The organism is Pararobbsia alpina, from assembly GCF_902859895.1.
In the GTDB taxonomy this organism is placed as follows: Bacteria; Pseudomonadota; Gammaproteobacteria; order Burkholderiales; family Burkholderiaceae; genus Pararobbsia; species Pararobbsia alpina.
Window position 1 is genome coordinate 1 of sequence record NZ_CADIKM010000051.1, and the last position, 22347, is coordinate 22347.

The following is a 22347-nucleotide window of genomic DNA, read 5'->3' on the forward strand; positions in this document are numbered from 1 at the left end:
CGCCCCATGGTCGTGATCGGTTACAGCCGAAGCTGGTATTTGCGTCCCGAGGTCCATATCGATGTGCCCGTCGATGCTGACCAGCGCCTGAGTCCCCGTGCCAAGCGGCTCTTGCGACATATGCCGCGTGTCGATGCACTGAATGCCCCGGGCGGCCCGGAGAGTTATCAAAAGTTCGCCTATTGAATTCCCGCGTTAGTGGCGATTAATTTCGATGTTGGATTAGCGGCTTGCCATCCCGGTGAAAAGTTGTCCCCAAGAATCTGTTGGTCAGTCACACATGGGGCCGGTAGCGCTTGAGTATCTCGGCCTGCTTGACACGGTCGTGGAGTGCATCGAGAGAACGCGTCGCGTGCGACTCCATGCCGACCGCGTCAAAGCACTGTTCGGCTCCTTTTCCACCGGTGTCAGGCCTTTGTTCCTCACCGCACCGAAGGTATCTCGTCGAGCAGTCCGCCATAGACCCCGGGCACCGATAACACGCCCGCGGGCGGCACACCTTCCTCTCTCGCAGCTTGGCGAATGGGTGAAAACCACGCACATCGGTGGACCGACGATTTACTTCAGCGTATTCAGCAAGGAACAGATCGACCCGTCGTTCGTGGTCACTCATCGAGTCTCACTTGAAGATGGACCGCAGATGTATGAGACCTTTTTGCGACGAAAATGATGGATGCATCAAGGTCGTCATGACGCCATGATTTAAGTGCGACCGATAAGGTCAATCCAGATCGAACCGTTCGCTGTTCCGGTCCTTGAGACGTGGCTTCGAGTTCGAAATGCAACGACTCCGACTGCCTCCAAACAAAAGCGATCAAACCTTATACCGTCGCCATGGTTGGCAATATCGGTGATGGGTTTCTCGCGGTCGACGTCGAAGCCGAGGAAATGTGTCCGCGGTTCTGCGTAACACGGACCGCCGCCGGTGACTGCTCGGGGGCTGCGTCTATCTGATGCCTTGAGGAAGCGTGGCTCGCCTTTTTTTCGTAGCCTCGCGCTTGCACCTCAAAATCCTTGACCGACTGACTCGGGGCTGAAGCGGCCAATGGCGTCCAGCGAAACGGACACCCGGAATTCCCACAGGTAGTCGACCTGCGCGTAACGCACCCTGAACTCTATTTGCCACGAGGCAGGTGTACAGAGAACACCGTTTCCGTCTCGTCGGATCGCGCGTCGATCTCGCCCCCATGGGCCTTGGTAATCTCGCGCGCGATATAAAGTCCGAGCCCCAGGCTGCTGTCGGAATCTCTGCCTTGATGGGACGGGCCACGCTGGAGTGGATCAAAGACGCGGTCGAGGGTTGAGCGATCGATGGCGGTGCCAACGTTCCTGACCTCCAGGAGGACTTCCGTGTCGCTCCCGGTCACTGTCACGCGTACCGGCGCGTCTTGCGCTCCGTACTTGATCGCATTCAGAACCAGATTGCCAAGCAACTGCTGTAGACGTCGGCCGTCCCAAACGCCCGTGCAGTTACCGATCGCGTCCAGATCGACCTGACGGTCTGGATGCACTACTCGCAACTGGTCCAGCTCATCGGCAAACAGCTGGACTAGGTCGATACTAGTCGGAGCGACATTCATACCCAAACCGAGCCTGGTTCGATTGAAATCAACCATATCGTCTAGTAGCGCCTGCATGCGAGCGCCGCTTCTGATCAATCTGAACGCGGCTCCTGATACCTTTTCACCCGCGTTCAGTGCCTGCAGATAGGACGCTGTTATCTGGATAGTCTGGAGCGGACTACGCATGTCGTGCCCTAGCATTCCAAGCAAAAGATTACGAGCCAGGTCTATTTGCGTGCTGAAAAACCTTATCGATTCGGCGATTGCCTGATCGATGCTCTCGTTGAAGCGAATGATGTCGTCCACACGATGAACGTCGGGCCCCAATTCGTCCATCCACAGTCGAAGTACGCTTGCGCGCAGGGCGCGGTATTCTGCAACAAGTTGGTTGATATCAAAGCCGCTTCGCGCGCGCAGCAGGGCGTGCGTTTGTGCGGCTGTCTCTGGGGCATTGGCAGGCTTAGGCGACTGCCCTAAGGACTTTTCAATCTGGTCATCCCTGGTTTGTGGAGTCGATAGGTCCTTTGCAACGGCCTCCAAAATCTGCCGCGCATGATCACGCAAGGCTCGCGATCTCATGTCTGCCGCTGCCGGCAACAGCGTGCCGGCAAACGCCTCCCATCGCGAGAGAATGGCTTCCATATGGCCGAGGATGAAGTCAGCTAATCGCATGTCTACCCCTGAGGGACGGAAAAATCTCGAAGGAAGCTTACCGGCCAATTTCATCAGGTCCATCAATTGCTGATACTAAAGCAATTGGGGAACTCAATGTCAACTCCGAACGCCGTGCGCCTGCTCATCGCGGATGACGACCCGAACGTCTTGGAAGCATACGTGCTGTTCTTCGGCGCTCATGGCTACAACACTCGGACAACTGGAGACGGATCGGACGCGCTTGCGGAATACCGTGCGTGGCGTCCGGATGCTGTTGTTCTCGACATCCAGATGCCCGGCATGGACGGGCGCGCAGTGGCAAGGGAGATTCGGCGCCTACACTCCGCGCCGCTTCCATTGCTGGTGGCGGTCACCGCGCTGATATCGCCCTCCGAGCACGCCGAATCAATTGAATCCGGATTCGATTACCATTTTGTAAAGCCTGCCGACTTGCCGCTCGTTCTGGCTACGATAGCATCCCGTGTACGCCCCAGCGCTGTGGACGACGCATAATGGTAGATTGGCTCGGCAAGTTGGAGAGCGGCAACGGCGTGCGCGGCGCGGCGGTGTTCTTCGGGGCGAGCGTGTGTTCGGGGTGCACGCAATCAGTGGTACGTCGTCGTCGAAGACTGCAGCTTCGCCAGCACGCCGCGGTTGAATCGGAACCAGCCTTGTGAGCCTTGAATCACGACTTCATCGCCTTGCCAGAACACGCGCTTGACCACCATGCGCTTGCCCGAGCGAAGCACACGCGGCGGATGATAACGAAAGTCGTACAGCACTGGCCGGAATCGGTCTGTACGAGCGTGCGCGTGACGGTATCATTTGCGTTGCCGACGTCATCGAAATGCGTGAGCGTGTTCGCGCCGAAGCGATCGAAGATTTCCTTATCGAGCATTGCCACGAAATCGCGGTCGACGCGCACGAATTGCAATTCGCCTGAGGGCGTCACGAGTGGGCCGGACGCGCTACTTTGCGCATGAACGCAAGTCGCTAATGAGATCGCCGCGAGCGCAGCGAGAAATAGTCGTTTCATGTTGACTTTCATGAGTCAGCGGCGTCTCCGACGACGCAGCACGACTCGCAAACCTGCACATTGTGACATTTGTCGTCAATTTCGGTCGACACGTCGAAGGGCTGCGACTGGCCGATTCTTTCGAAAAACTCGTTTCGCACCCCGTTGCTGCGGCGGTTTTTTGGTAGCGCGTCGTCTCGGTCGCGATGTATCCGTTTCAAATGAGCGAACAGCACCTCGACTTTCTTGCGCTCCTCAGCGCGATTGCTTATATGCAGGGGTATTGGCAATGGCCCTGGCCTCATCTCGTGCTTCCTCACGAACACTGCGTGGGATTTTTCGCAGCCGTGTGTTCGGGCCGAATTGATCCTTCGTTGAGCACGAGGCGCAGTCCGACTGACTGAAATCGATAGATGACCGTGCCGGCCTTCGTGATGTGCGAGCGCGGTTCTTTGAACTGCCACCGCTCTTTGCGCAAAGCATGGCCTGCTGGGCAGCGATATTTATTTGGCCCGATCCAATCGAAATCGCTATTCGGAAACGTATCATCGTTACGAGGCGGGCGCTGCCAGACCAGCACATGTGGATCGATGCCTTTCTCCTCAACCATCCAGCCAAGCATCGCCTCTGTTCCGTACGCGGTGTCGCGCATAAGGCGTTTGGGTTTGAGCGCAAAGCGCTGTTGACCCGATCGATCAGCGTCTTGGTCGACTCCACTTCCTGCCATCTGTCGAGCGATGTGGGCGGATAGTCCTTGCCAGCAAAGCGGATGCCAGCCACCACCAACCGGCCCCGCGGGCTGATGGTCAGAAGTCCATACCAGTCGTCCGCACCCTATCCGTCCGACGGTCAATGAATGGCCGCTCATGAGTGAGACCAGAGTCGACCCTTCTCGGTCGCTCTCATTCGCCCCGGTGAACGTCGGGTTTCAGGGGGAAATGGACAAACGGCGGCTTTGGCGGAAGTCTGTCCGCTAGCTGCGATTAAGACGATCTGGCGCGTGACTGTGCCGGCAGAAAAGCGACTTGATCGGTCTCGCCGCGCCCTCAGTCAGTTCGAGAGCATAGTGCCGCGACAGACGGCCGCATGGCAGCAGCACGCGTACAATCGTGCGATCGCAGCTGTTGGGCGGCCTTCGACCTGCAGCTGATAATCAATGAAAAGCTCCGCCCCTTTCCCCACGTGACGGATCGTGCGGATGAACACCCGTTCCCCGTCCTGTTCGGCCTCACAGTTCGGCGCACAGCTGTGATTGAGCCACCGGGCGGAGTTCCCACCCTGAGCGCCATCAATCACACGACCATCGTCAAGGCCGAAGAAGAAGGTATGGCCATCCTCGACGCTAGCACGCGCGTAAACTCGTTGCGCCTTCTTCCACGAAACGAGCTCGCCTTTGTATTCGAGAATCAGCATCCCGGGCGAGATATCGGCAAGCGCGAACACGCCGCGGCCATGCACGGGAGAATTGCGAACGACGATACGACGCATGAATGTATAGAGTGAGTGAGGCTGACTGAACGGATGGATTCATGGACGGGCGCCACTCCGTTATTGTGACGACGCCATAAAACGCTGTCACGCCCATGCCCGTTTTTTTTGTCCAATTGTTGAATCCTGGGAGAAGCGAGGGGCAGCGTGTGATGATCCGCTGAATTCAAGCAGACGGCGTCGAAGGCCGCACTAAGGTGAAGTGGATAAATCCGCTGCCGCTGGATGGCGAGGTGTTCTAGTCGTACGGCCGTGGCGCGATTCGTGAAGCCCTCCGGCCGAGCTTATTGATTGACCGCATCCTACCATCTGAAGGTCCAGTTACATGTCGTAAAGTCGGAGAACGCGTGGGCTATCGACAGTGCGCTGACGTGCCTGCACCTGTTCGGCATCGACCTCCCGGCCCACCCATCCGAGGAAGGGGTCCAGGCCGAATACGAAACGGTCTGGCGCAACCTGGCGGGGCGCCCGATCGAGAGCCTGGTCGACCTGCCGCTGATGACCGACCCGGAACCTGCGCGCTCTCATCCCGCTCATGCCGGTCGTCCAGTAGTGCGGCGCCCCGATTGAACTGGTTCGCGACATCGAACACATGCTCGGCGAGTTCGTCTACCGTCAGGTTCGCCAGCAGCGCGCGGCCGATGCGCAGGTGGACACCGGCACGCTCCGGTTCGGGAATCAGCGAATAGGCGGCCTGCTGGATGCGGTCATGCAGGAACTTGCCATTGCCGCCGGTGCGCACGATCAAGCTTTCGCGCTCCGCAGCCGCGAGGGCTTGCCCAACCTCAACCTCGTCCTCGCTCACGCCCTGCCATGCCTCGAACGCTGAATGCCCGCTGACGAGCGCGAGATGGCGCAGGTCGAAGGTGTTGCCGAGGCATGCGGCCAGCTGCAGGGCTTCCTGCACTGGGACCCGCAGTTGACGCACCTTGCCCATCATCAGGTCGACAACGTTGTCGGCGAAGTCCTTCGCCTTGATCTGATCCAGGTCCCACTGCCAAGCCCGACGTCGCGCATCATGCCGCAGCAACCCCTCCTTGTGCCGATCAGCAGCAGATAGCGCGTGTCCGGGTGCGTAAGCAGGTCCTCGATGAGCGTCAGGCTGGCGGCATCGATCCACTGCAGGTCGTCCACGAAGAGGACCAGCGAATGTGCCGCGCTCGTGAACACCGTGACGAATTGCCGGAATACCATCCGGAACCGGTTTTGCGCCTCGGTCGGCGGCAGCGCCGGGACGGGCGGCTGCGGGCCGATGATCAGTTCGACCTGCGGCAGCACATCGACGATGAGCTGTCCGTTGCCCCCGACCGCGGCCTGGATCTGGTGCGGCCAGCCGGCGATGCGCGCCTCGCTTTCGGCCAGCAGTTGCCGCACCAGTTCGCGAAACGCTTGCGTGAGGGTAGCGTACGGAATGTCGCGCCGGTACTGATCGAACTTGCCGGCACTGAAATAGCCATGCTTCGCGACAATCGGCTTGCGCAACGCGTCGACCAGCGCCGACTTGCAGATGCCCGGGTACCCGGAGACGGTCACCAGAGCCGCCTGGCCGGTGGCCGCCATGCGCTCGAAGGCGCCGAGCAGCGTCGCTGCTTCGGAGTCACGCCCATACAGTCTGTGCGGGACCTGAAAGCGCTTCGGGGTATCGTCCGTGCCGGGCGGGAACGGTTCGATCCGGCCCGAGGCCTGCCATTGCGCCAGACACTGATCGAGATCGGACTGCAGCCCATGCGCACTTTGATAGCGGTCTTCCGGCAGTTTGGACAGCAGCTTCATCACGATATCCGACATCGCTTGCGGCACTTCGGGCACGATTTCACGCGGTGGCGTCGGCACGCGGGCAATATGGCAATGCGCCCATTCCAGCGGATCGTTCGCCTGAAACGGCAACTGGCCGGTCAGCATGCGATAGAGCAACACGCCCATCGAGTAACCATCGGTGCGGTAATCCACCGAACGATTCATGCGGCCCGTTTGCTCGGGGGACACATACGCCCAATCGCCCGCCGGAATGGCAACGTCCTCTGCCGGGACGGCGCCCTCTCGCTGGGCCGTTGCCATACTGAAATCCACCAGCAGAACCTGGCCAGCCTCAGGGTCGAACAGGATATTGGCGGGCCGGATATCGCGATGAATGACCTGCGCGGCATCGATAGCCGCCAACGTATCCGCCAGTTGGCGGCCGATGCGCAGGCAAACAACCAGATCCAGATGCAGGTCGCGTCCCAGGACGGCTTCGAGCGACGCGCCCGAGAAGTCTTCCAGGATCAGCGCGAAAGCGCCGCGCTCATCGACCAGTGCGAGCGGTTTAGCAATGCCGGTGCCCTCTAGCGATTGCAGCAGCAGGTGTTCGCATTTCAGAAGAGCGGATTGGGCCGCGTCGGCGTTTTCCGACGGGAACTTCAACAGCACCGGCATCCCATCTGTCAATCGGAGGGCACGGTAAAGGTCGGAGCCCGCCGTTGTGCAGATCCGCTCAATGATCTGACAATTCGCGATGACCATGCTCCCTCCTTTGTCCGTCGTGGCCGCGTCCGACGCCGACTCGCGTAGATTTTCGCTAGCAAACGCGGAGGAGTGTCCGACGGGCGTTGGACAAGTCACCACCTTGTGGTTCAAAACGACTGATGACTAGTCTACCCGGACCGCTCCCTGGGACATACCGCACGTGGCAGCGTAAGAACGGACCGATTCGCCCGACCTTTCCATTATCCCCGGTCCGCTTGCGAACATTTCAATTCCCATAGCGGGCCAGCTCCGGCCGCATTGGTCCGCTCCATGGTTTCCTCCCTACAGTCTTTCCGACACGTCCCGCCCGCTTCATTGCGAGACCGCAGTCCTGTCGACAACGGCCGCAGTTGAACAACCCAGGTCGAGTTGCCAGCCACAGTCGCCTGTCGAACGAAGGGCGGCGCTTTCCTGGTAAGCGGACATCCGCGAATCGAGTACGAAGGACTGGCCGACTACTGCCCGGTTTGCTCGGCCGTACTCGCGACGCAAAACGTCAAAGTTGCGCATCGAGTAGCGCGACAGCACGCTCCAGCAGCTTTACGAGGAGCGGACGGCGGCGCCAGTCGTCAAGCGTGATGCGTTTCGCATAGGCGACGTCGCCGTCGAATATCGCCGTCTGCTGGCGCGCGAAATCGCGATCGTATATATTGATATTGGCCTCATCGTTGAGCTTGAACGAGCGGCTGTCGAAGGTAGTCGAGCCGACCGACACCAGATACTCGTCTACGACAATCAGCTTGCAGTGGTACATCGTCGGCTGATACTCGTACATCTCAACGCCCGCCGCGAGCAGGTCGCCCCAGCACGCGCGCGACGCCTCGCGCACCGTGTGGGTGTCGATGCGGGGGTGAAAGACTGGAATGGAACAATGCGTTAAGCTTTCGTTACGCTCACTCGGCAAGCGAAAGTATAGGCGCCTCAGTATGTTCTGAAAGACAACAGCCCCGGACCAGGAATGGCCTCACTAGGTGGCCACACGAGCCGTAATTACGTTTCCGAACGTCGTAACATTCCGAATGCGCTCCGGACATTTGAAGCGGAATTCGCCATCAGAACTCGGCGCATGGATGCCTTGCGACGGCAGCAGCCCTTTTTTAATTGCAACGGAGTTCACACGTGAACAACGCCGAGCGGCTAACCGGAGGGTAGAGTGAATCGCCGACCAGTCATCCAGTTGGATGCCTTCACACCGCACTCACCGCCCAGCAGAATAATAGCGAATTGAGGTTGGACGGCGACCTTTCACAGTTAGGCGGCTGGTTCAGCAGGGCGAGCAATGATCGGTGATGCGACATGCATCATCTGTACGCGAGCGGTGGGAAACCACGCGCAGGAGACTTCTGCGTCGAGTGGGATCCAACCGTCGAGCGCCTTGATTCGCTACGTCTTTTCCTCGGCGACTCGGGCGGCTCAATGGCGCCGCTGCAAAGCAGTTCGAATTCGAGCGCTCCGATTGATCACAGTCACCGTCTGTGGCTCAGGAAGCGCGATGATGGTCCTCGGCATCGCTACGAACGATGACGAAACGCCGTTGCTGCGCGCGCCGACCGAGGCACAAGAGATCGTCGGCGACTACCGCGCGCTCGGGTTGGCCCTGAATCGCCACCTGCTGCGCTGCTGCGCTCTAAGCTGGCAAAAAAAACGAATCATGTCTGCCACGGACCTCGCTGCGCTTCGCAACGGCCAGGTGGCTGGCGCCGCCGGCATCGTGGCCGTGCGGCAGCAGCCGGGGACGGCCAAGGGCATCGTCTCCGTGACGCTCGAGGATGAGTCTTGCGAAGGTAACGTGATCTTGTGACGATCACTCGTGGAGCGGTACCGAGGGTGCTCGGCGCATCGCAGCTCGGCGTCTACGGCATCTGGCAGCGAGAAGGCGAGTTGCGGCCTCTGGTCGCCAATCGGCTGGTGGATTTATCGCACCTGCTCGGCTCCCTGGCCACGAGCAGCAGAGATTTTTGTCGAGCCTGACCAATGTGCGCGGCCAGTCGGTGTGTTACTTTATTGACGAAGCGAGAGGTCCCGTTAGGAGTGGAGAAAAATGCGCGTTGATGTGATCACCATGAGACTCAGTGGAGGCGCGGTGCCCAAAACCGATGCCGGACCCCGCGCCACGACCGCGGGTGAGCTCGCGATCGACACTGAGGAGATCGCAGGACTCGGTGCCCAGGTCACGGTCGCGCGCCTGCGAACCGATGGCACCACTCAAGCCTGCGAACTATTACCAGCCCTTATGGACGCCAAGCTCACCGAACTCGCCGACGATACCTTTGTGCTGACCGGCGTTGAGCTGCAGGGCCCATCGCGTTTTGCTCAGGCATGGTATTGCAAGGTGCATCTGTGAAACCGGTCGTCCCGAGCACCCAGGAGACGCTCGACACCGGCAGCGTCGGATACTGATACTCAACCAGAAGGCGGAGACACCCATGTGCTATTCGGCTCAGATCATCGCTGACTACCGTAAGTACGTCCGGATGTTCGGCGCAGATATCTCCCTGGAGGAGTTTGCTCAGCTCTTTTTTGAACGTGCGGGAGGTAGCAAAGTGAAGATACCCAAAGGCGTCGAAGACGCCTTCTCCGAACCGGCGACAGTTGAGGAACGCGAGATCAAGACCTTGATCGATGCATTCAATGCCGAACAAGTCGCCAATCTCGAGCAGGAACTTTTCAAGCAGCGAAAGCGCTTAGCAGACGCTGAGCGGACGCTTGAACTTAAGCCAACCAAAGCGGGAGCCGAGAGCAAACGCATTGCTATCGACAAAATTGAATGGACTCGGCGCAAGCTCGACGACCTCCGGCGGACCTCGCCCGAGCCTGACGACTCTCGGATTTTCCCGGGTCACTATGCCCCCGTCATGGTCATGGAGGACAGGCAGCGCGTCATTAAGCTTATGCGGTATCAGTGCCGCATTGCCGGTAAGCCGGCCGCATACGACGTGAAATATCCGGGCACCTACAACGCGCGGCGGGACAACCTTGAGGGCTTCTGGAAGTCTCTTTTTGGAAGCTCGCATGGGTTGATGGTCGTCAGTTCGTTCTTCGAAAATGTCAGTCGAGCCCGGATGGAACATCGAGAGCTCGCAAACGGCGAGAAGGACGAGAAGGTCGTCCTGCAGTTCGACCCCAATCCACCGCATGACATGCTGATTGCGTGCTTGTGGTCGCGTTGGACAAGTCCTGGCCAGCCGGACTTGTTCTCCTTTGCTGCAATCACGGACGAACCGCCACCTGAGATCGCCGCGGCCGGCCACGATCGTTGCATTGTTCCGATCAAGCCTGAGAATATCGACGCCTGGCTCAGCCCGGATCCGTCCGACCTCAAGTCGCTCTATGCGATCCTCGATGATCGCGACAGACCATTCTACGAGCACAGGTTGGCCGCATAACCCGACCCAAGAATCGCTTCGACAACTTCCGCACGGTCACGAGGGACCTGACCCTGCGCCTGCCCATGGCAAATTCCATTGCCATACGCTGCTGCGACAGAATGCTTGAAGTGCATCACGCTCGACAGGCGACATCAGTGGCTTGGCGTGCGCGTCGGTACGTTGTAGCGTCGCGAGAACAACGAACGAGTAACAATCTTCGCAGGCCGATGCTTCCCTTTTTTGGTGTTGCTGATCGCTGGTTCAATTCAACGTGATCGACGCTATTCGCCCTAGCCGGCCGTGCGGTCCCGACCAGTATCGCGAGAAACTTAGCGAGACGATTCTTCATTATGCGGCTTCCTTTGCTAGATGGACGCGCTGCATCGAACAGAAGGGTACTGTTTTCGCACCGCGATAACGCATCTTTTCCACGGTTGAAATATAGCGGTCGCGAGTACACATTGCGGCGCCCTTGAATGCTTATTTGCGTGCGCGCTTATTATTTGCGAGATGCAAAATGGGGCCGACGACGTCCGTTGTCGATTCCGGATCGGCGTCCCTAGACCATCGACCGATGTCCGTTTGTGGCCCGCGCTGCGACGCATAGCGACTGGCTCCGCAAGGCGCAGGGGCAGTCCGTTCATCGGTATGAAAGTAGAGGAGATCGCTTGGAGGCATTTACTTGCTTTGCCACTGGCAGACCATCGCTCTCACTGGGCAAGCGTTTGTTCGGCTTGCCCGCACGGAAGAACGAGTTGGAAGACGGCACCGCGAGGCACGTTTGCGCTCGCCCACAGTCGTCCTCCGTGCGCCTTGACGATTGAAAGGCAGATCGACAGGCCCATGCCCAGGCCATTCTCCTTCGTCGTGTAGAACGGATCGAAGATGCGCCTGATCTCCGCCGGAGGTAGCCCCGGGCCAGAGTCCCGCACAGCGATAGACACGCCATTCGATGAATCCGCGGCCGTGCTGATCAGCAACTCGCGGGGGCCCGTGCTCGTTGCCCCCATTGCTTCGACGGCATTGACGATCAGGTTGATCATCACCTGCTGCAACTGCACGCGATCTCCTAGGACGAGCTGCAAGCCATCCCCGAGTACTGTCTGCACCGAGACGTCGTTCTTCGCCGCTTCGCCCCGCGTCAGTTCGACCACCTCGCGAACCGCCTCGTTGATGTCCACCCTGTCCTTGCGTGGAGGCGCTTTCCTGACCAGATCGCGAATCCCGCTAACGATGCCGCCAGCACGCATCGCCTCGCTGACGATGTACTCGAGCGCCTGCCTGACTTCATCGAGGTTCGCCGGTTTGGCGTTCAGCCAGCGCAAGGCGGCCGAAGCGTAGGTTGCCGTCGCGGTGATCGGCTGCTGCACTTCATGGGCGATCGAGGCCGTAAGCTGTCCCATCGTCGCAGCCCGGTTCGAATGCGCCAGCTCCATCGGCACTTCGCGGTAGCGACGCTCGCTCACGAGCGCTTCAGCTTCCGCCCGCTTGCGCTCGCTCAGATCGAGCACGAAACCGACTTCTCGAAAGGCTGTAGTGTCCCCTCTCCTTGAGCGCGGGTACCCACTCTCGTCTGTCGCGCTCGAGCCATTCGGGCGGCGTGAGGTCGGTCCAGCGCAGACGCCCCGCTTTGAGAGCTTCTCGGTCATAGCCCACAATACGCAGAAACGCATCATTGGCTTCGAGAATCCGACCTTCGAGGTCCCAAAACACGATTCAGACGATGTTTGCGTCGACGAGGCGCCTGATCCTCGCCTCGCGTTCAGCGAGATCGCGGTACAAACGGGCGTTCTCCAGCGCGATCGCGGCCTGTGAGGCGAGCAGCTTCAGTACCACGAGCGGGCGTGCGCAAAGACGCCCGGAGCCAGGCTGTTCTCGAGGTACAGCGAGCCGATAACCTTTGCCCGAGCGAGCAGAGGCAAGCAGAGTATTGAGCGCGCCCGCCGCTCTTGGATGTACGGATCGGCGGCAAACGGAGGCTGAGCGGCGGCATCATCCAGCATGATGCTTTCCCGGGTACGCATGACGTAGTGGAGCACCGCTTGCGGCAGCGTTCCCGTGGCGAGGTGCTGGTCGCACAACTGAACGACCACTGTCTCGCGGCTGGTCGTGGCTTGCGCCGCGAGCTGCGGCTCACCCTCGTTCGACACGATGAGCACGCCTCTTTCGGCACCAGCCTGCTCGATCGCTGTGCGCATGAGCGTATCGATCAGGTTTTCGAGGACGATCTCGCCCGAGACTGCCTGGGACACTTTGAGCACGGTCGCGAGATCCAGATGCTCAACCGGCGCCCCAATCGTGCTTGTCAGACCTGGAACTGGCTCGTCCTCTCGGAGATACGGATACAACTCATCGAGCTGCCTCACCTTCCCTTCGGGCGCCCCAGCGCAGGTAGCAATGCCGGGCGTTTCGCAAATACGCGTCAGCCACCGTCGGGAAGCCGCGCGCTGTGTAAAACCTTGCGGCGTGTTCCTGGGCCAAGGCCTCGTTATAGATGAACCCATGCTCACACGCGCCAACCTAATAGCCTCTTCAGAAAGGCGCATCGCGTCCGGGTCCCGACCATCGAGGCGTGCGATCTCGGCGCCGACCAACGCCGCGCGGTTCGCGAAAGTTGTGGGACAGTGCTCGGCCCACACCGCGAGCTGTCAGTGATGCGCGGCTAAGGCTTGCAAATGGTGGCGGTGCTCCTCGACCGACGTGAAGTCGCAATGCGCCGCCCGCGCGAGCGCCCCATGCGACTTTCGATACGGCCGCAATCGCAGAGGCCGAGTCGTTGGCTAGCACACTCGCTTGCAGTTTGCGAATCCAATAAAAGGACGCGCCAATGGCCAACTGGGGATCGCTCTCCAGGTGTTGCTGGAAGCTGTGCTCGTCAAACTCGGCGTCATTGAAGGAATTGAACTCTGGCGTCAGTCCACGGAGCATTCGGACGAACCTCATCTGCCCAATGATGGTGTCGCTGACTTGGGGAAACCTTAGGCTCCGCGCAAATTCGAGCCCATGCTCGGCCTCTCGCTCGACGTCACCCAGCGAATCTCCCGTGGCAAAATGGTTTGTAATCACATCGATGCAGCTATAGGCTGCATAGGATAAGTCACCAGCTTCCAGCGCCGCATTGAAGGCGCGCCTCAAAAAGGCGAGAGACATCTCCAAAGGCTGAGTCCATTGAGCGACGTGAACGGCGAAGACTAGGTAGACGCGAGCTCTGAAACGGTCGAGCCCGTACCTTTCCACGAGATCCAGCCCGAGTCTGCCAAAGTCGAATCCCACGCGGTACTCGCCAAAGTACGTCCCCAGAACACCACCCAACCATGCATAGGCGAGGCATGACCCGTTGCAGTTGCCATGCTCCAGGCTAAGGGTTGCCATCTGACTGACGACAAGCCGGAACAGATTCAAGTCGGTGAGCAAGGCCGGCGAGGTCAGCACCGTCAGCACGTCCATGGTCGCGCATCGCGTCGGGTCGCTCATCAGCGGTAGGTCGAGCAGTCCTTCGCTCGAGCCTGCCCCCACCAGTTGCCGCAATCGTTGATAGGCCTGGCGAACGTCCTGCTCCGTCGGGTGCGGCGACCACTGGTCACCCACTCGGCGCAGGTACTCCAGGCCGACCTCGACAGCGCTCGCACTCCGGCTTAGGGTCGGATAGAGATTGATTCGCACACAGGTAACGGCCGCAGCGTCAACCGTGGTCTGTGCGCGAATTGACAGCGTGGCGAGCCGTTCTTCCGCTGCCGCCACCTTCCCGATCAGGTATTCGCACTCGGCACGGTTGAGCTCGAGGTCGAAGGCGGTCTGGTAGCACTGTTCCCATCCCGTCTTAGCCAGCAACGCACGGCCGGTGGTGAAATACTGCAGTGCCGCGTCGCAAGCGGTTGCCGCTTTCGCACGCTTACCCGCCATGAGGTTGAGCTGGGCGACCCGTTCGCGCTCCTGCTGCGTGCCGATCAGTTCCGCTCGCTGCGCGGCATCAAGGATGCTGCGAAAGCGGAGGTTCAACGGGCATGGGCGGTGTGGGACGGTGACAAGACCGCTGGGCCGTCCATGTTGTTCTTTTTCCTCTGGCTCACGCGACACCGCCCATACTTCCTGACGTTCCGCGTGACAGGCGATCCGTGGCAAACCATCCATAGCTGGCTCATCCCGTACGAGGACGGGCAAAAGCATCGGAAGTTAGCGCGGCCGGTGGAACCGGGTTACGCGATAGAAGAGGCCTATGCGTCCAACAAATTCGGGTCGTCGTCCGCGATAAGCAGGCGCTGCGTTTTCCGTGGACATCGGGTTCTTCAATTACGCACCCTACGACCAGCAAGGACGGGATGATGTAATTAGTTTGCGTACCGCAACGGATTCCGCAAAAATACCTCAGATCGGTATCTTTCCATCCTTCGGGGCAGACATGCGACTGGCTGACTTCATCCTTCGTGACATGGAAAGCATTCTGGCGCAATGGGAGGCGTTCGCCGGCACGCTGTTGCCCGCAGCAGCACACATGCGATCACTGGCTTTGCGCGACCATGCGGAACAGATTCTGGAGGCCGTGGCAAAAGACTTGTCGACGCCCCAGACACGAGAGGCTCAGACTGCGAAATCAAGAGGGCAGGCGCCCAAACTGGCCGGGGCGCCGGAGACCGCCGCGCAAACGCACGCCCTTCTGCGCGCGCGGGGCGGGTTTGACATCAACCAGCTGGCTGCGGAATACCGCGCCCTTCGCGCCAGCGTACTTCGCCTATGGATGGATGAATGCGAGCCCGACGCCTTTCATCCGGACGACATCCTCCGCTTCAACGAGGCCATCGACCAGGCAATCGCCGAATCAGTCGGCTATTTCAGTGCGCAGGTAGACCAGGCTCGTAATCTGTTGCTTGGAATGCTTGGGCACGACATGCGCAGTCCGCTCCAGACCATCCAGATGACCGCTTCGTATCTCGCGGCGCTGAACGCGGGTGACAAAGTGTCGGAAGCCGCGTCCCGTTTGGTCAGAAGCGGCGCTCGCATGCAAGCGCTGCTGGACGACATGCTTGATTTCAATCGAACCAGGCTGGGTTTGGGCCTCAATATCACGCCAACCGAGGGGGACCTCGCAAAACCGCTTGCCGATGAACTGGACCTTGTGCGGGCGGTGCATCCGGACCGCCGGGTCGATCTGGACGTGGTCGGCAACTGCCACGGTGTTTGGGACGGCCGGCGTCTGCAGCAATTACTTGGCAATCTGGTCCTGAATGCAATCAAATACGGAGCGCCCGACGGGCCGGTGCGTGTGTCGGTGACCGGTGAGGAAGCGGAAGTCCGCCTGGAGGTGAAAAACAGCGGGGCCGCCATTGAGCGCTCAATCCTCGACCGCATCTTTGATCCGCTCCAGCGTGGCCAGGACCATCTGGACAGACATGACAACAGCAGTCTGGGGCTCGGACTGTACATCGCGAGCGAGATTGCCAAGGCCCACGGGGGCGGCATCAAAGCGCGCTCTGACGAGACAGAAACGGTGTTCGTTGTACGCCTGCCCCGACGTCAACAGCGTTCGTGATACGTGCACGGATCGGCCGTCGGCGTGCATTGTATGCGTGGCTCGCGAGCGTGGTGTAAGCACCGTTGACGACCACGCGGCACAGTCCTCGCGTGGTGATTCTTTCTCGTTCGCATCACCGACAGCAACCACTCGTCTAGCAAAGTTCCCAGATGGCATCGCGTGGTGCTTGATGTCGCGCTTTCGGTCGGGCAGAACGCTGCAATAGCTCGAAAAAGAAATCACGATAGCTACCGCAAACGCCTGGGCTTGAGCTCCTCCGGTTCCGCACTGACCCGACGTTCTCCGACTGGCTTTAACGCAATCTGCAAGGGCTATACGTGAATGACCGCTCCCTGGAGCGCGTGGGTGTCCGTGGGTCGCGTGCCGCCGATCCGCGGCAGGCAGCGAGCGGCCAAGAGCATAGGTAATTGGGCGGTCAATTCGCGACCGTCCGCTCACGAGGAACGAGCGTCTCTCCGGCGCAGCAACGGTGATCTACGCCAGTACGTCTTGATGATGGCGTGCGCGAAACGCTTGATGCTGGCGCCCTTTTCAGCCCCGGCCTCCCGATTCAACGCTACTTCGCATCGGTGAAGCGCGCCTGCCCCAAGCCGGTCCGTTGCTCCCGCTCTTCAAACGCCTCGCGTGCAGCCACCATCGCGGCCCGGTGCTCCACGGCCCAGGTGTGGAGTGACCGCAGTGGCACGAACAGCGACCTTCCGAGGTCCGTCAGCTCATAGTCCACACGCGGTGGAATGGTCGGATACATCGTCCGGCTGACCAGGCCATCCTGCTCCAGACCTTTCAGGGTGAGCGTGAGCATCCGCTGTGAAATGCCTTCGATCAGACGTGCGATCCGGTTGTAACGCATCGGCCCGTTCGACAACGCGCCCACGACCATCACCGTCCATTTGTCGCCGATGCGGGCGAGCGTGTGGACCACTTCCCGGCACTCGCCCGAGCACTGCGACGCCTCAACGGTGGGAACAGAAATGTGCGTATCAGACAAAAAAGTGCCTCCTTGTACAAACTTTTTCAGCCTCTATCATAGCGTAACGAACAAAATGTTCCTTACTTCGAGGCTGGAGCGGCGCGGGCGGTGCCTGTAATACCCCATCCTCAATCTCGGAGAAGAAATTTGAAACTCTTGCACATTGATTCCAGTATCTCAGGCGCCCAGTCTGTCAGTCGCCAACTGTCAGCCAGTGTCGTGATCCGCCTCAAGGACACCTTGCCGGGTCTCGGGGTCAGCTATCGTGATCTGGCTGCCGAGCCTGTGCCGCATCAGTCACCGGCCACCCGGTTCGCCAAGCTGAAATCACTATACGAGGCCGGCGTGCTGGCCGGCGAGATGGGCGAGGTGGTAGCTGCCGCCATGCAGGATGGTGCCCCGGTCGATACTTCGGCGCAGGATGAAGTTGCCGCAACTAGCGTAGCCCTGGACGAGTTTCTCACCGCCGATATCGTCGTCATCGGTGCACCGATGTACAACTTCGGCATTCCGAGTCAACTAAAGGCCTGGATCGACTGCCTGGCCGCTCCGGGCAAGACGTTCAGCTACACTGCGACGGGCGCGAAAGGCCTTGCCGGCAGCAAGAAGGTGATCGTTGCATCGTCGCGTGGCGGGTTCTACTCCGCGTCGTCGCCGATGGCTTTCATGGATCACCAGGAGACGTTTCTGTCGAGCTTCTTCGGGTTCATCGGCATCACCGACATTACGTTTGTACGCGCCGAAGGGGTCAACACGGGGCCTGAGCAACGTCAGCGCGCGCTCGAATCCGCGTTGGCTGAAATCGCGCTCTTGAAGGCAGCTTGAAAACAGAGAGAGGGCCGTACTCCGGTCGTTCGGGTGCGTCGACATATCTGAGCGCATTGGCGTCGTGTGCTGACGATCACGACAGGCAGCGGGCGGCCCGAACTGGTTCGCATTCGTTGGACGCCGAAGGTCAGGCGCGTGGCGCATCCACTGTGATGACAGCGCAATACAGCGGCGGCGCCAGCCCTATGTTAGAGATCAGCGGCTGAAAGCGTTATCCGTTCGCCAGTGCCCGGCACTTTCTGCTCTACTGCCTGCAGAATTTGGCGCTTGCCAAGCTCGAAGGCGAGCATTAATTGTTTCGGGGCCTCATTCGCAGCGCCAAGTTTTTCACAAACCGCTTCGGCAGGCAGCGCAAAAGCGCAGTATCCCCCGCCGAAGCCATACGCCGAAAACCACATTGCGGAATCGGCAAAAAGGAGTGGCGCAGTGAGGCTGGTACCGCGCTGATCCATGGCTGTCACCGTCCTGTCCGATAGAAGTTGCATTTTCGCACAGTGAGGTACGGAAGCCAGGTCGGCACACGGCCCGGCGCTACAGGTGACAATCAACCGTCGGCAGTCATTCGAAGATTGAGGTCAAAATGCGGCTGCCCTCCGTGGCTAACGCCGTCACACCAATGCCGCTCGACGCAGGCCTCCCTCATGCTCGTTGTCGTACGCTCGCTTCCCGTCAGCACGCGCCTCCGCTTCTGAACGGAATACTTTCTCGCTAAACGCGACGACTTTCTTGCCCGTGCCGTGCAGTCGTTCGATCGTAAGCCCCCAGTGCCAGCCACCATCCTGCTCGAACACGTGAAGCGTCAAATCGGGCAAACAGCGGGGATTCTTCATATATGCCTCCGCAGATAGGGGAACCGGCTTGGCGGCCACGGTCCCGCTCGAGTCAGCACAGATGAAAAATGCTGCGTTGCGACATGAGACTTTTGCGAGCGCATTCTGGCATTGCTTTAGTTGTGAGTGTGAACTCCGCCTCGACATTTTCTCTCAACTTGTTTTCATAAACATTTCATAGGATGCGATTCGGTGCGGCATTCACTTCCTGTGCGCCGAGCCTCGAGTCGGCTTGCCGTCGCCTCCCGAAACCAACGAGTGACGGACGACAACATGACCTCTCACTCCTCGATGTCACACCGGGCAAGCTCAAAGTCACGGCCGGCTGTAAATCCTCGCCGTGGTGGGACTGCTGCGGGCAAGTGGTCCATCCCGTTGAGCTTCGCGAGCAACTGGCCCATGCGATGGTGCGCATGACGAGCCCAATCGCTCCATGCGCGAAACCGCCTTGTTGCCGATGCCAACGAAGGTGACTCCGCTACCTGCTCCTGCGCGAATCCGCTTTCGGCTCGATGTTTTCGCGACAGCTCGGCCGGTCAACCTGGCGAGTTGCTCTAAGTCTGGTCCCGCCCCCTCCCGCTAGCCCTGAATGTTGAGCACAGACCCATGATATAAACTTTTTGGGCTGAAATGCCGTTATCCCGGGGGAGCGCTCCTCGAGCCTGTGGCAAGTCTCGTCTGAAGCCCAAACCTGAACCAAGCACTGCCTCCCTGGAGGCATCCCCTTTGACGAAAAGGAGCAAGATGAACAAAAGCAGCCATAACATGGCCGCGAAGCTTGTGCTATGTATCGCCCTCATGACCATGCTGACGGCGTGGGGGGATGGTCTGAACTAGTCCCTTCACGTTGTCTGCATTGTCCGTCGTTTGCGCGGACGCGTTGGTTAAAACCCACAGCACAAGGCGAACAAATGAAGTCGTGGCGTTTTGGCAGTTCGACTCACAACAGCAGTTCTTCGGGCGTTACGCTGAGTGGCGACAGTGCCGCGCCGAAAAATCAACTTTTTCTCTCGAATTTCCTGAGCTGGTTCTCGAGCTACCGGAAGACCAATGTTACAGACGCTCTCGTCGCCGTGACCGCCGGGTTTGGCGTCGGCTCGCTCTGTACGCTAGTACAGCCGTGGCTTGGGTCTCCGACGGGCTTGCCCGAAAGCGCGCGCGTTGCGGTCGCCGCCATTGTTGGAGCAACGATTTCTGTCGCCGTCTATCGCAAGCTTTCAGGCGATCGGGCAAGGCAATCCGCCGCCGCCGCACTGGCAAGCGCGCTTTTAGATGCAAACCGGGAATGCATGAAATTGATTGACGCCAACGGGCGCATGCTGCGCGTTTCGGAATACGGCGCGGCTTTGATGGACGCCGCATCGCCAGCCGAACTGGCGGGAGCGGACTGGCTTGGTTTCTGGGAAGGTGAAAGCTGTGCGGCGGCTCGTTCTTCGTTTGCGGGAGCGATTTCGGGGAATCGCACGTCTTTTCGAGGGCTCTGCCACACCACGACCGGCCGCCCGAAATGGTGGGATTCCCGGTTGATTCCGATCAAGGATGATGCTGGCCGGGTCGTTGCGGTTGTATGCGCGTCACTCGACATTACCAGCCAGACTGACCTGCTGACCCAGTTGCAGGAAAAGAACGAGTTGATGTCGGAGATGGAAGCGCACATGCCGTTGGTGTTCTATTCCTACAGTGCGAATTTCGAGCATTTCCACTACGTCAGCACTGGGGCTGTGAAGGTCTTCGGAATTACATCTGCGGTGTTGCGGGAGAATCCGACCGCGTGGCTTGATCTGGTGATCCCCGACGACCTCGACCGGTTGCATGAGGAGATGCGCCGGATTGTTACTGACTCGGCGGACGGCAAGGCGCAATACCGGATCAGGAAAGCCGACGGCTCGGTCAGATGGTTGCGCAGCACTGGCTATCCGGTCCGCGACGGGCGCGGAAGCGTTGTGCGAATCATTGGCACAACGGAGGACGTCACTGCCGAGCAGGAATGGATCACGGCGTTAGACCAGCTGGCCTATGCGGATTCGCTTACCGGACTGGCCAATCGGGCTGCGCTCGTCCGGGAAATTGAGCGCCGTTGTGCAATGGGTGCGCCATTCGGTCTTATGTTCGTTGACCTTGACCGGTTCAAGGTGCTTAACGACACGCTCGGGCACGTGGCGGCCGACCGCCTGCTGAAGGGCATCGGCGACATCATCAGGGCGGCGCTGCCTCCTGACGCATTTGTTGCCAGACTTGGGGGGGACGAATTCGCGGCTCTCATCGGTAGCGTCGCGGAAAAAGGGGGGCTGGAGCGTCTAGCGGAGACCCTGCTGAGCGAGTTCTCGCATGGTGGTCGCGCGGTCCGCGCTGACGCCTTCGTCACGGCCTCTATTGGCATCTCCCTATATCCGGAACATGGCGCCGGCCATGAAGCGCTCCTGACCAGTGCAGACGTTGCAATGTATGCAGCGAAAAAGGCCGGTAGAAACGGCTTTAAATTCGCTGGTATAGAAGCTGCGAAGACGATCGGCGACTTCGAGCTGGAGCGCGACTTGCCCGATGCGCTGGCGTCCGGCCAGTTTGTGCTCCACTTCCAGGCGATTCATGAACCGGGTTCGCTGTCTGTGCATAGTGCCGAAGTGCTGATACGGTGGCATCACCCTACGCGCGGCCTCATCCCGCCAGGCGTTTTCATTCCGATACTGGAGGAAATGGGCTGTATCACGGGCGTGGGAGTATGGGTTTTAAACGGGGCGCTGAGCCAACTGGCCGCCTGGCGACGCAGTGGCGCCAGCAACCTTGGTATCTCCGTGAACGTCTCGGCCAAACAACTTCGCGGCGAGGCGATCGTTGAGGAGGTTGACCGGGCGCTGAAAAAATACAACATCCCGCCGGGAAAACTGGAAATCGAACTCACTGAGACGGTTCTGATGGAGAACCCGCTCCAGGCGCAAAAAGCCGTAGCGGCGCTGACGTCGCTGGGCGTCCGGATCGCAGTCGACGATTTCGGTACCGGCTATTCGAGCCTGAAATATCTCGCCGACTTCGCACCTCATACCCTCAAGATTGACGGGTCCTTTACAGCGAAGCTTGCGAACGATGCGGCGACGAGAACAATCGTGGAAGGCATCATCGGTCTTTCGCATAAGCTAGGAATCGACGTCATCGCTGAGGGAGTGGAGCAGGAGGAGCAGTTAGACATCTTGCGCGAGGTGAAGTGTGACTATGTACAGGGATTCTTGCTCGGCCGACCGGAAACACCCGACTGTTTCTCCGCAAGGCTTAACCTCCCGGGTCTGGATCGCGCCTCCTCTGCCCAAGAATGTCCCAGCGCGCCTTGAAATGGCTGCGCCGTTTCGTCTTGCTCGCCGGCATGGCGGGGCGTCGCTCGATGTGCCTGCTTGAGCGGCTGTGACAATGTCACGGATCGCCGTATAGGAGCCAATCGATGATCGGCGCATAGGCGCCAGCGCAGGATCGGCGTATGGGGCCAGTCGATGATCGCCGTAATGGCGCCACCGGCTGATCGGCGTATAGGCGCCACCTCTGTTGTGTAGTGGAACGCGGCTCGAACTTTCCCAACTGGGTACGCTTCGCTCTTCTTTTGAGCGGAGC

Annotated in this window: 20 protein-coding genes and 5 pseudogenes; 11 read left to right on the top strand and 14 right to left on the bottom strand. The window is 59.7% G+C overall.

Annotation, left to right across the window (positions count from 1 at the left end; translation table 11 throughout):
* Positions 1 to 186, top strand: a pseudogene (locus HV670_RS25760) (phytanoyl-CoA dioxygenase family protein); the annotation flags it as partial.
* A gap of 91 nt (positions 187 to 277) precedes the next feature.
* Here the strand turns inward: HV670_RS25760 and HV670_RS31310 are convergent.
* A pseudogene (locus HV670_RS31310) lies at positions 278 to 406 on the bottom strand (zinc-binding dehydrogenase); the annotation flags it as partial.
* Between the two features lie 68 nt (positions 407 to 474).
* Between HV670_RS31310 and HV670_RS31315 the strand changes: the two are divergent.
* Positions 475 to 701: pseudogene (locus HV670_RS31315) on the top strand (glutathione-dependent formaldehyde dehydrogenase); the annotation flags it as partial.
* 414 nt (positions 702 to 1115) lie between these two features.
* Here the strand turns inward: HV670_RS31315 and HV670_RS25765 are convergent.
* Positions 1116 to 2234: a sensor histidine kinase gene (locus HV670_RS25765; protein ID WP_175107849.1), complete on the bottom strand. Its 1119-nt coding sequence runs from the start codon at positions 2232 to 2234 to the stop codon at positions 1116 to 1118.
* Between the two features lie 96 nt (positions 2235 to 2330).
* On the opposite strand from HV670_RS25765, the gene HV670_RS25770 reads away from it, so the two are divergent.
* A complete protein-coding gene (locus tag HV670_RS25770; protein ID WP_175107831.1) occupies positions 2331 to 2729 on the top strand; it encodes a response regulator transcription factor in 399 nt (132 codons plus the stop codon).
* 92 nt (positions 2730 to 2821) lie between these two features.
* On the opposite strand, the pseudogene HV670_RS25775 reads toward HV670_RS25770, so the two are convergent.
* From HV670_RS25775 to HV670_RS25785, 3 genes and pseudogenes are all read right to left on the bottom strand, one after another.
* Positions 2822 to 3252: pseudogene (locus tag HV670_RS25775) on the bottom strand (hypothetical protein).
* 295 nt (positions 3253 to 3547) lie between these two features.
* Positions 3548 to 3883 carry a hypothetical protein gene (locus HV670_RS25780; RefSeq protein WP_175107832.1) on the bottom strand — a complete coding sequence of 112 codons (336 nt, stop codon included), beginning with the start codon at positions 3881 to 3883 and terminating at the stop codon, positions 3548 to 3550.
* Between the two features lie 398 nt (positions 3884 to 4281).
* The gene (locus HV670_RS25785; RefSeq protein WP_175107833.1) at positions 4282 to 4719 is read right to left on the bottom strand and encodes an SET domain-containing protein; all 438 of its coding nucleotides are present in this window, start codon (positions 4717 to 4719) and stop codon (positions 4282 to 4284) included.
* Between the two features lie 291 nt (positions 4720 to 5010).
* Here HV670_RS25785 and HV670_RS25790 point away from each other — a divergent pair, with 291 nt between their 5' ends.
* Together HV670_RS25790 and HV670_RS25795 are read left to right on the top strand one after the other, a co-directional pair.
* The gene (locus tag HV670_RS25790) at positions 5011 to 5289 is read left to right on the top strand and encodes a hypothetical protein (RefSeq protein ID WP_175107834.1); all 279 of its coding nucleotides are present in this window, start codon (positions 5011 to 5013) and stop codon (positions 5287 to 5289) included.
* A 22-nt stretch (positions 5290 to 5311) separates the two neighbouring features.
* On the top strand, positions 5312 to 5548 hold the full coding sequence (locus tag HV670_RS25795; RefSeq protein WP_175107835.1) for a hypothetical protein: 237 nt from the start codon (positions 5312 to 5314) through the stop codon (positions 5546 to 5548).
* Between the two features lie 110 nt (positions 5549 to 5658).
* Here HV670_RS25795 and HV670_RS25800 read toward each other — a convergent pair whose 3' ends face one another.
* Together HV670_RS25800 and HV670_RS25805 are read right to left on the bottom strand one after the other, a co-directional pair.
* Positions 5659 to 7221 carry a serine/threonine protein kinase gene (locus tag HV670_RS25800; RefSeq protein WP_175107836.1) on the bottom strand — a complete coding sequence of 521 codons (1563 nt, stop codon included), beginning with the start codon at positions 7219 to 7221 and terminating at the stop codon, positions 5659 to 5661.
* A gap of 499 nt (positions 7222 to 7720) precedes the next feature.
* Positions 7721 to 8071 (bottom strand): annotated as a pseudogene (locus HV670_RS25805) (phospholipase D-like domain-containing protein); the annotation flags it as partial.
* Between the two features lie 645 nt (positions 8072 to 8716).
* On the opposite strand from HV670_RS25805, the gene HV670_RS31320 reads away from it, so the two are divergent.
* From HV670_RS31320 to HV670_RS25820, 3 genes are all read left to right on the top strand, one after another.
* Positions 8717 to 9025: a hypothetical protein gene (locus HV670_RS31320; RefSeq protein ID WP_246257960.1), complete on the top strand. Its 309-nt coding sequence runs from the start codon at positions 8717 to 8719 to the stop codon at positions 9023 to 9025.
* A gap of 240 nt (positions 9026 to 9265) precedes the next feature.
* Entirely contained in the window at positions 9266 to 9568 is a 303-nt protein-coding gene (locus HV670_RS25815; protein ID WP_175107837.1) for a hypothetical protein, read from the top strand.
* Between the two features lie 82 nt (positions 9569 to 9650).
* Positions 9651 to 10610 (top strand): SOS response-associated peptidase family protein, encoded by a 960-nt coding sequence (locus HV670_RS25820; RefSeq protein WP_175107838.1) that lies wholly within the window; start codon positions 9651 to 9653, stop codon positions 10608 to 10610.
* 692 nt (positions 10611 to 11302) lie between these two features.
* Here HV670_RS25820 and HV670_RS25825 read toward each other — a convergent pair.
* The 4 genes from HV670_RS25825 to HV670_RS25835 all read right to left on the bottom strand — a co-directional run bounded on the left by HV670_RS25825 (position 11303) and on the right by HV670_RS25835 (position 14723).
* Positions 11303 to 12103, bottom strand: coding sequence for a sensor histidine kinase (locus HV670_RS25825; protein ID WP_217478524.1), 801 nt, complete (start codon positions 12101 to 12103; stop codon positions 11303 to 11305).
* Positions 12066 to 12305, bottom strand: a complete 240-nt coding sequence (locus HV670_RS32345) for a PAS domain-containing protein (protein WP_217478525.1) — start codon at positions 12303 to 12305, stop codon at positions 12066 to 12068. The genes HV670_RS25825 and HV670_RS32345 overlap by 38 nt, the downstream gene beginning before the upstream one ends.
* A gap of 113 nt (positions 12306 to 12418) precedes the next feature.
* Positions 12419 to 12958, bottom strand: a complete 540-nt coding sequence (locus tag HV670_RS25830) for a GAF domain-containing protein (protein ID WP_175107839.1) — start codon at positions 12956 to 12958, stop codon at positions 12419 to 12421.
* A gap of 166 nt (positions 12959 to 13124) precedes the next feature.
* Positions 13125 to 14723 carry a hypothetical protein gene (locus HV670_RS25835; protein WP_175107840.1) on the bottom strand — a complete coding sequence of 533 codons (1599 nt, stop codon included), beginning with the start codon at positions 14721 to 14723 and terminating at the stop codon, positions 13125 to 13127.
* 268 nt (positions 14724 to 14991) lie between these two features.
* Here HV670_RS25835 and HV670_RS25840 point away from each other — a divergent pair, with 268 nt between their 5' ends.
* Positions 14992 to 16119 carry a sensor histidine kinase gene (locus HV670_RS25840; protein ID WP_175107850.1) on the top strand — a complete coding sequence of 376 codons (1128 nt, stop codon included), beginning with the start codon at positions 14992 to 14994 and terminating at the stop codon, positions 16117 to 16119.
* A 559-nt stretch (positions 16120 to 16678) separates the two neighbouring features.
* On the opposite strand, the gene HV670_RS25845 is transcribed toward HV670_RS25840, so the two are convergent.
* Complete coding sequence (locus HV670_RS25845; RefSeq protein ID WP_217478526.1) at positions 16679 to 17110, bottom strand: winged helix-turn-helix transcriptional regulator; 432 nt, start codon at positions 17108 to 17110, stop codon at positions 16679 to 16681.
* A gap of 129 nt (positions 17111 to 17239) precedes the next feature.
* Here HV670_RS25845 and HV670_RS25850 point away from each other — a divergent pair, with 129 nt between their 5' ends.
* The gene (locus HV670_RS25850) at positions 17240 to 17917 is read left to right on the top strand and encodes an FMN-dependent NADH-azoreductase (RefSeq protein ID WP_175107841.1); all 678 of its coding nucleotides are present in this window, start codon (positions 17240 to 17242) and stop codon (positions 17915 to 17917) included.
* 191 nt (positions 17918 to 18108) lie between these two features.
* Here HV670_RS25850 and HV670_RS25855 read toward each other — a convergent pair whose 3' ends face one another.
* Both HV670_RS25855 and HV670_RS25860 read right to left on the bottom strand, forming a co-directional pair.
* Positions 18109 to 18372: a hypothetical protein gene (locus tag HV670_RS25855; RefSeq protein ID WP_175107842.1), complete on the bottom strand. Its 264-nt coding sequence runs from the start codon at positions 18370 to 18372 to the stop codon at positions 18109 to 18111.
* 156 nt (positions 18373 to 18528) lie between these two features.
* Entirely contained in the window at positions 18529 to 18750 is a 222-nt protein-coding gene (locus tag HV670_RS25860; RefSeq protein ID WP_175107843.1) for a hypothetical protein, read from the bottom strand.
* Between the two features lie 911 nt (positions 18751 to 19661).
* Between HV670_RS25860 and HV670_RS25865 the strand changes: the two genes are divergently transcribed.
* The gene (locus HV670_RS25865; RefSeq protein ID WP_175107844.1) at positions 19662 to 22073 is read left to right on the top strand and encodes a putative bifunctional diguanylate cyclase/phosphodiesterase; all 2412 of its coding nucleotides are present in this window, start codon (positions 19662 to 19664) and stop codon (positions 22071 to 22073) included.
* Positions 22074 to 22347: the final 274 nt, after the last annotated feature.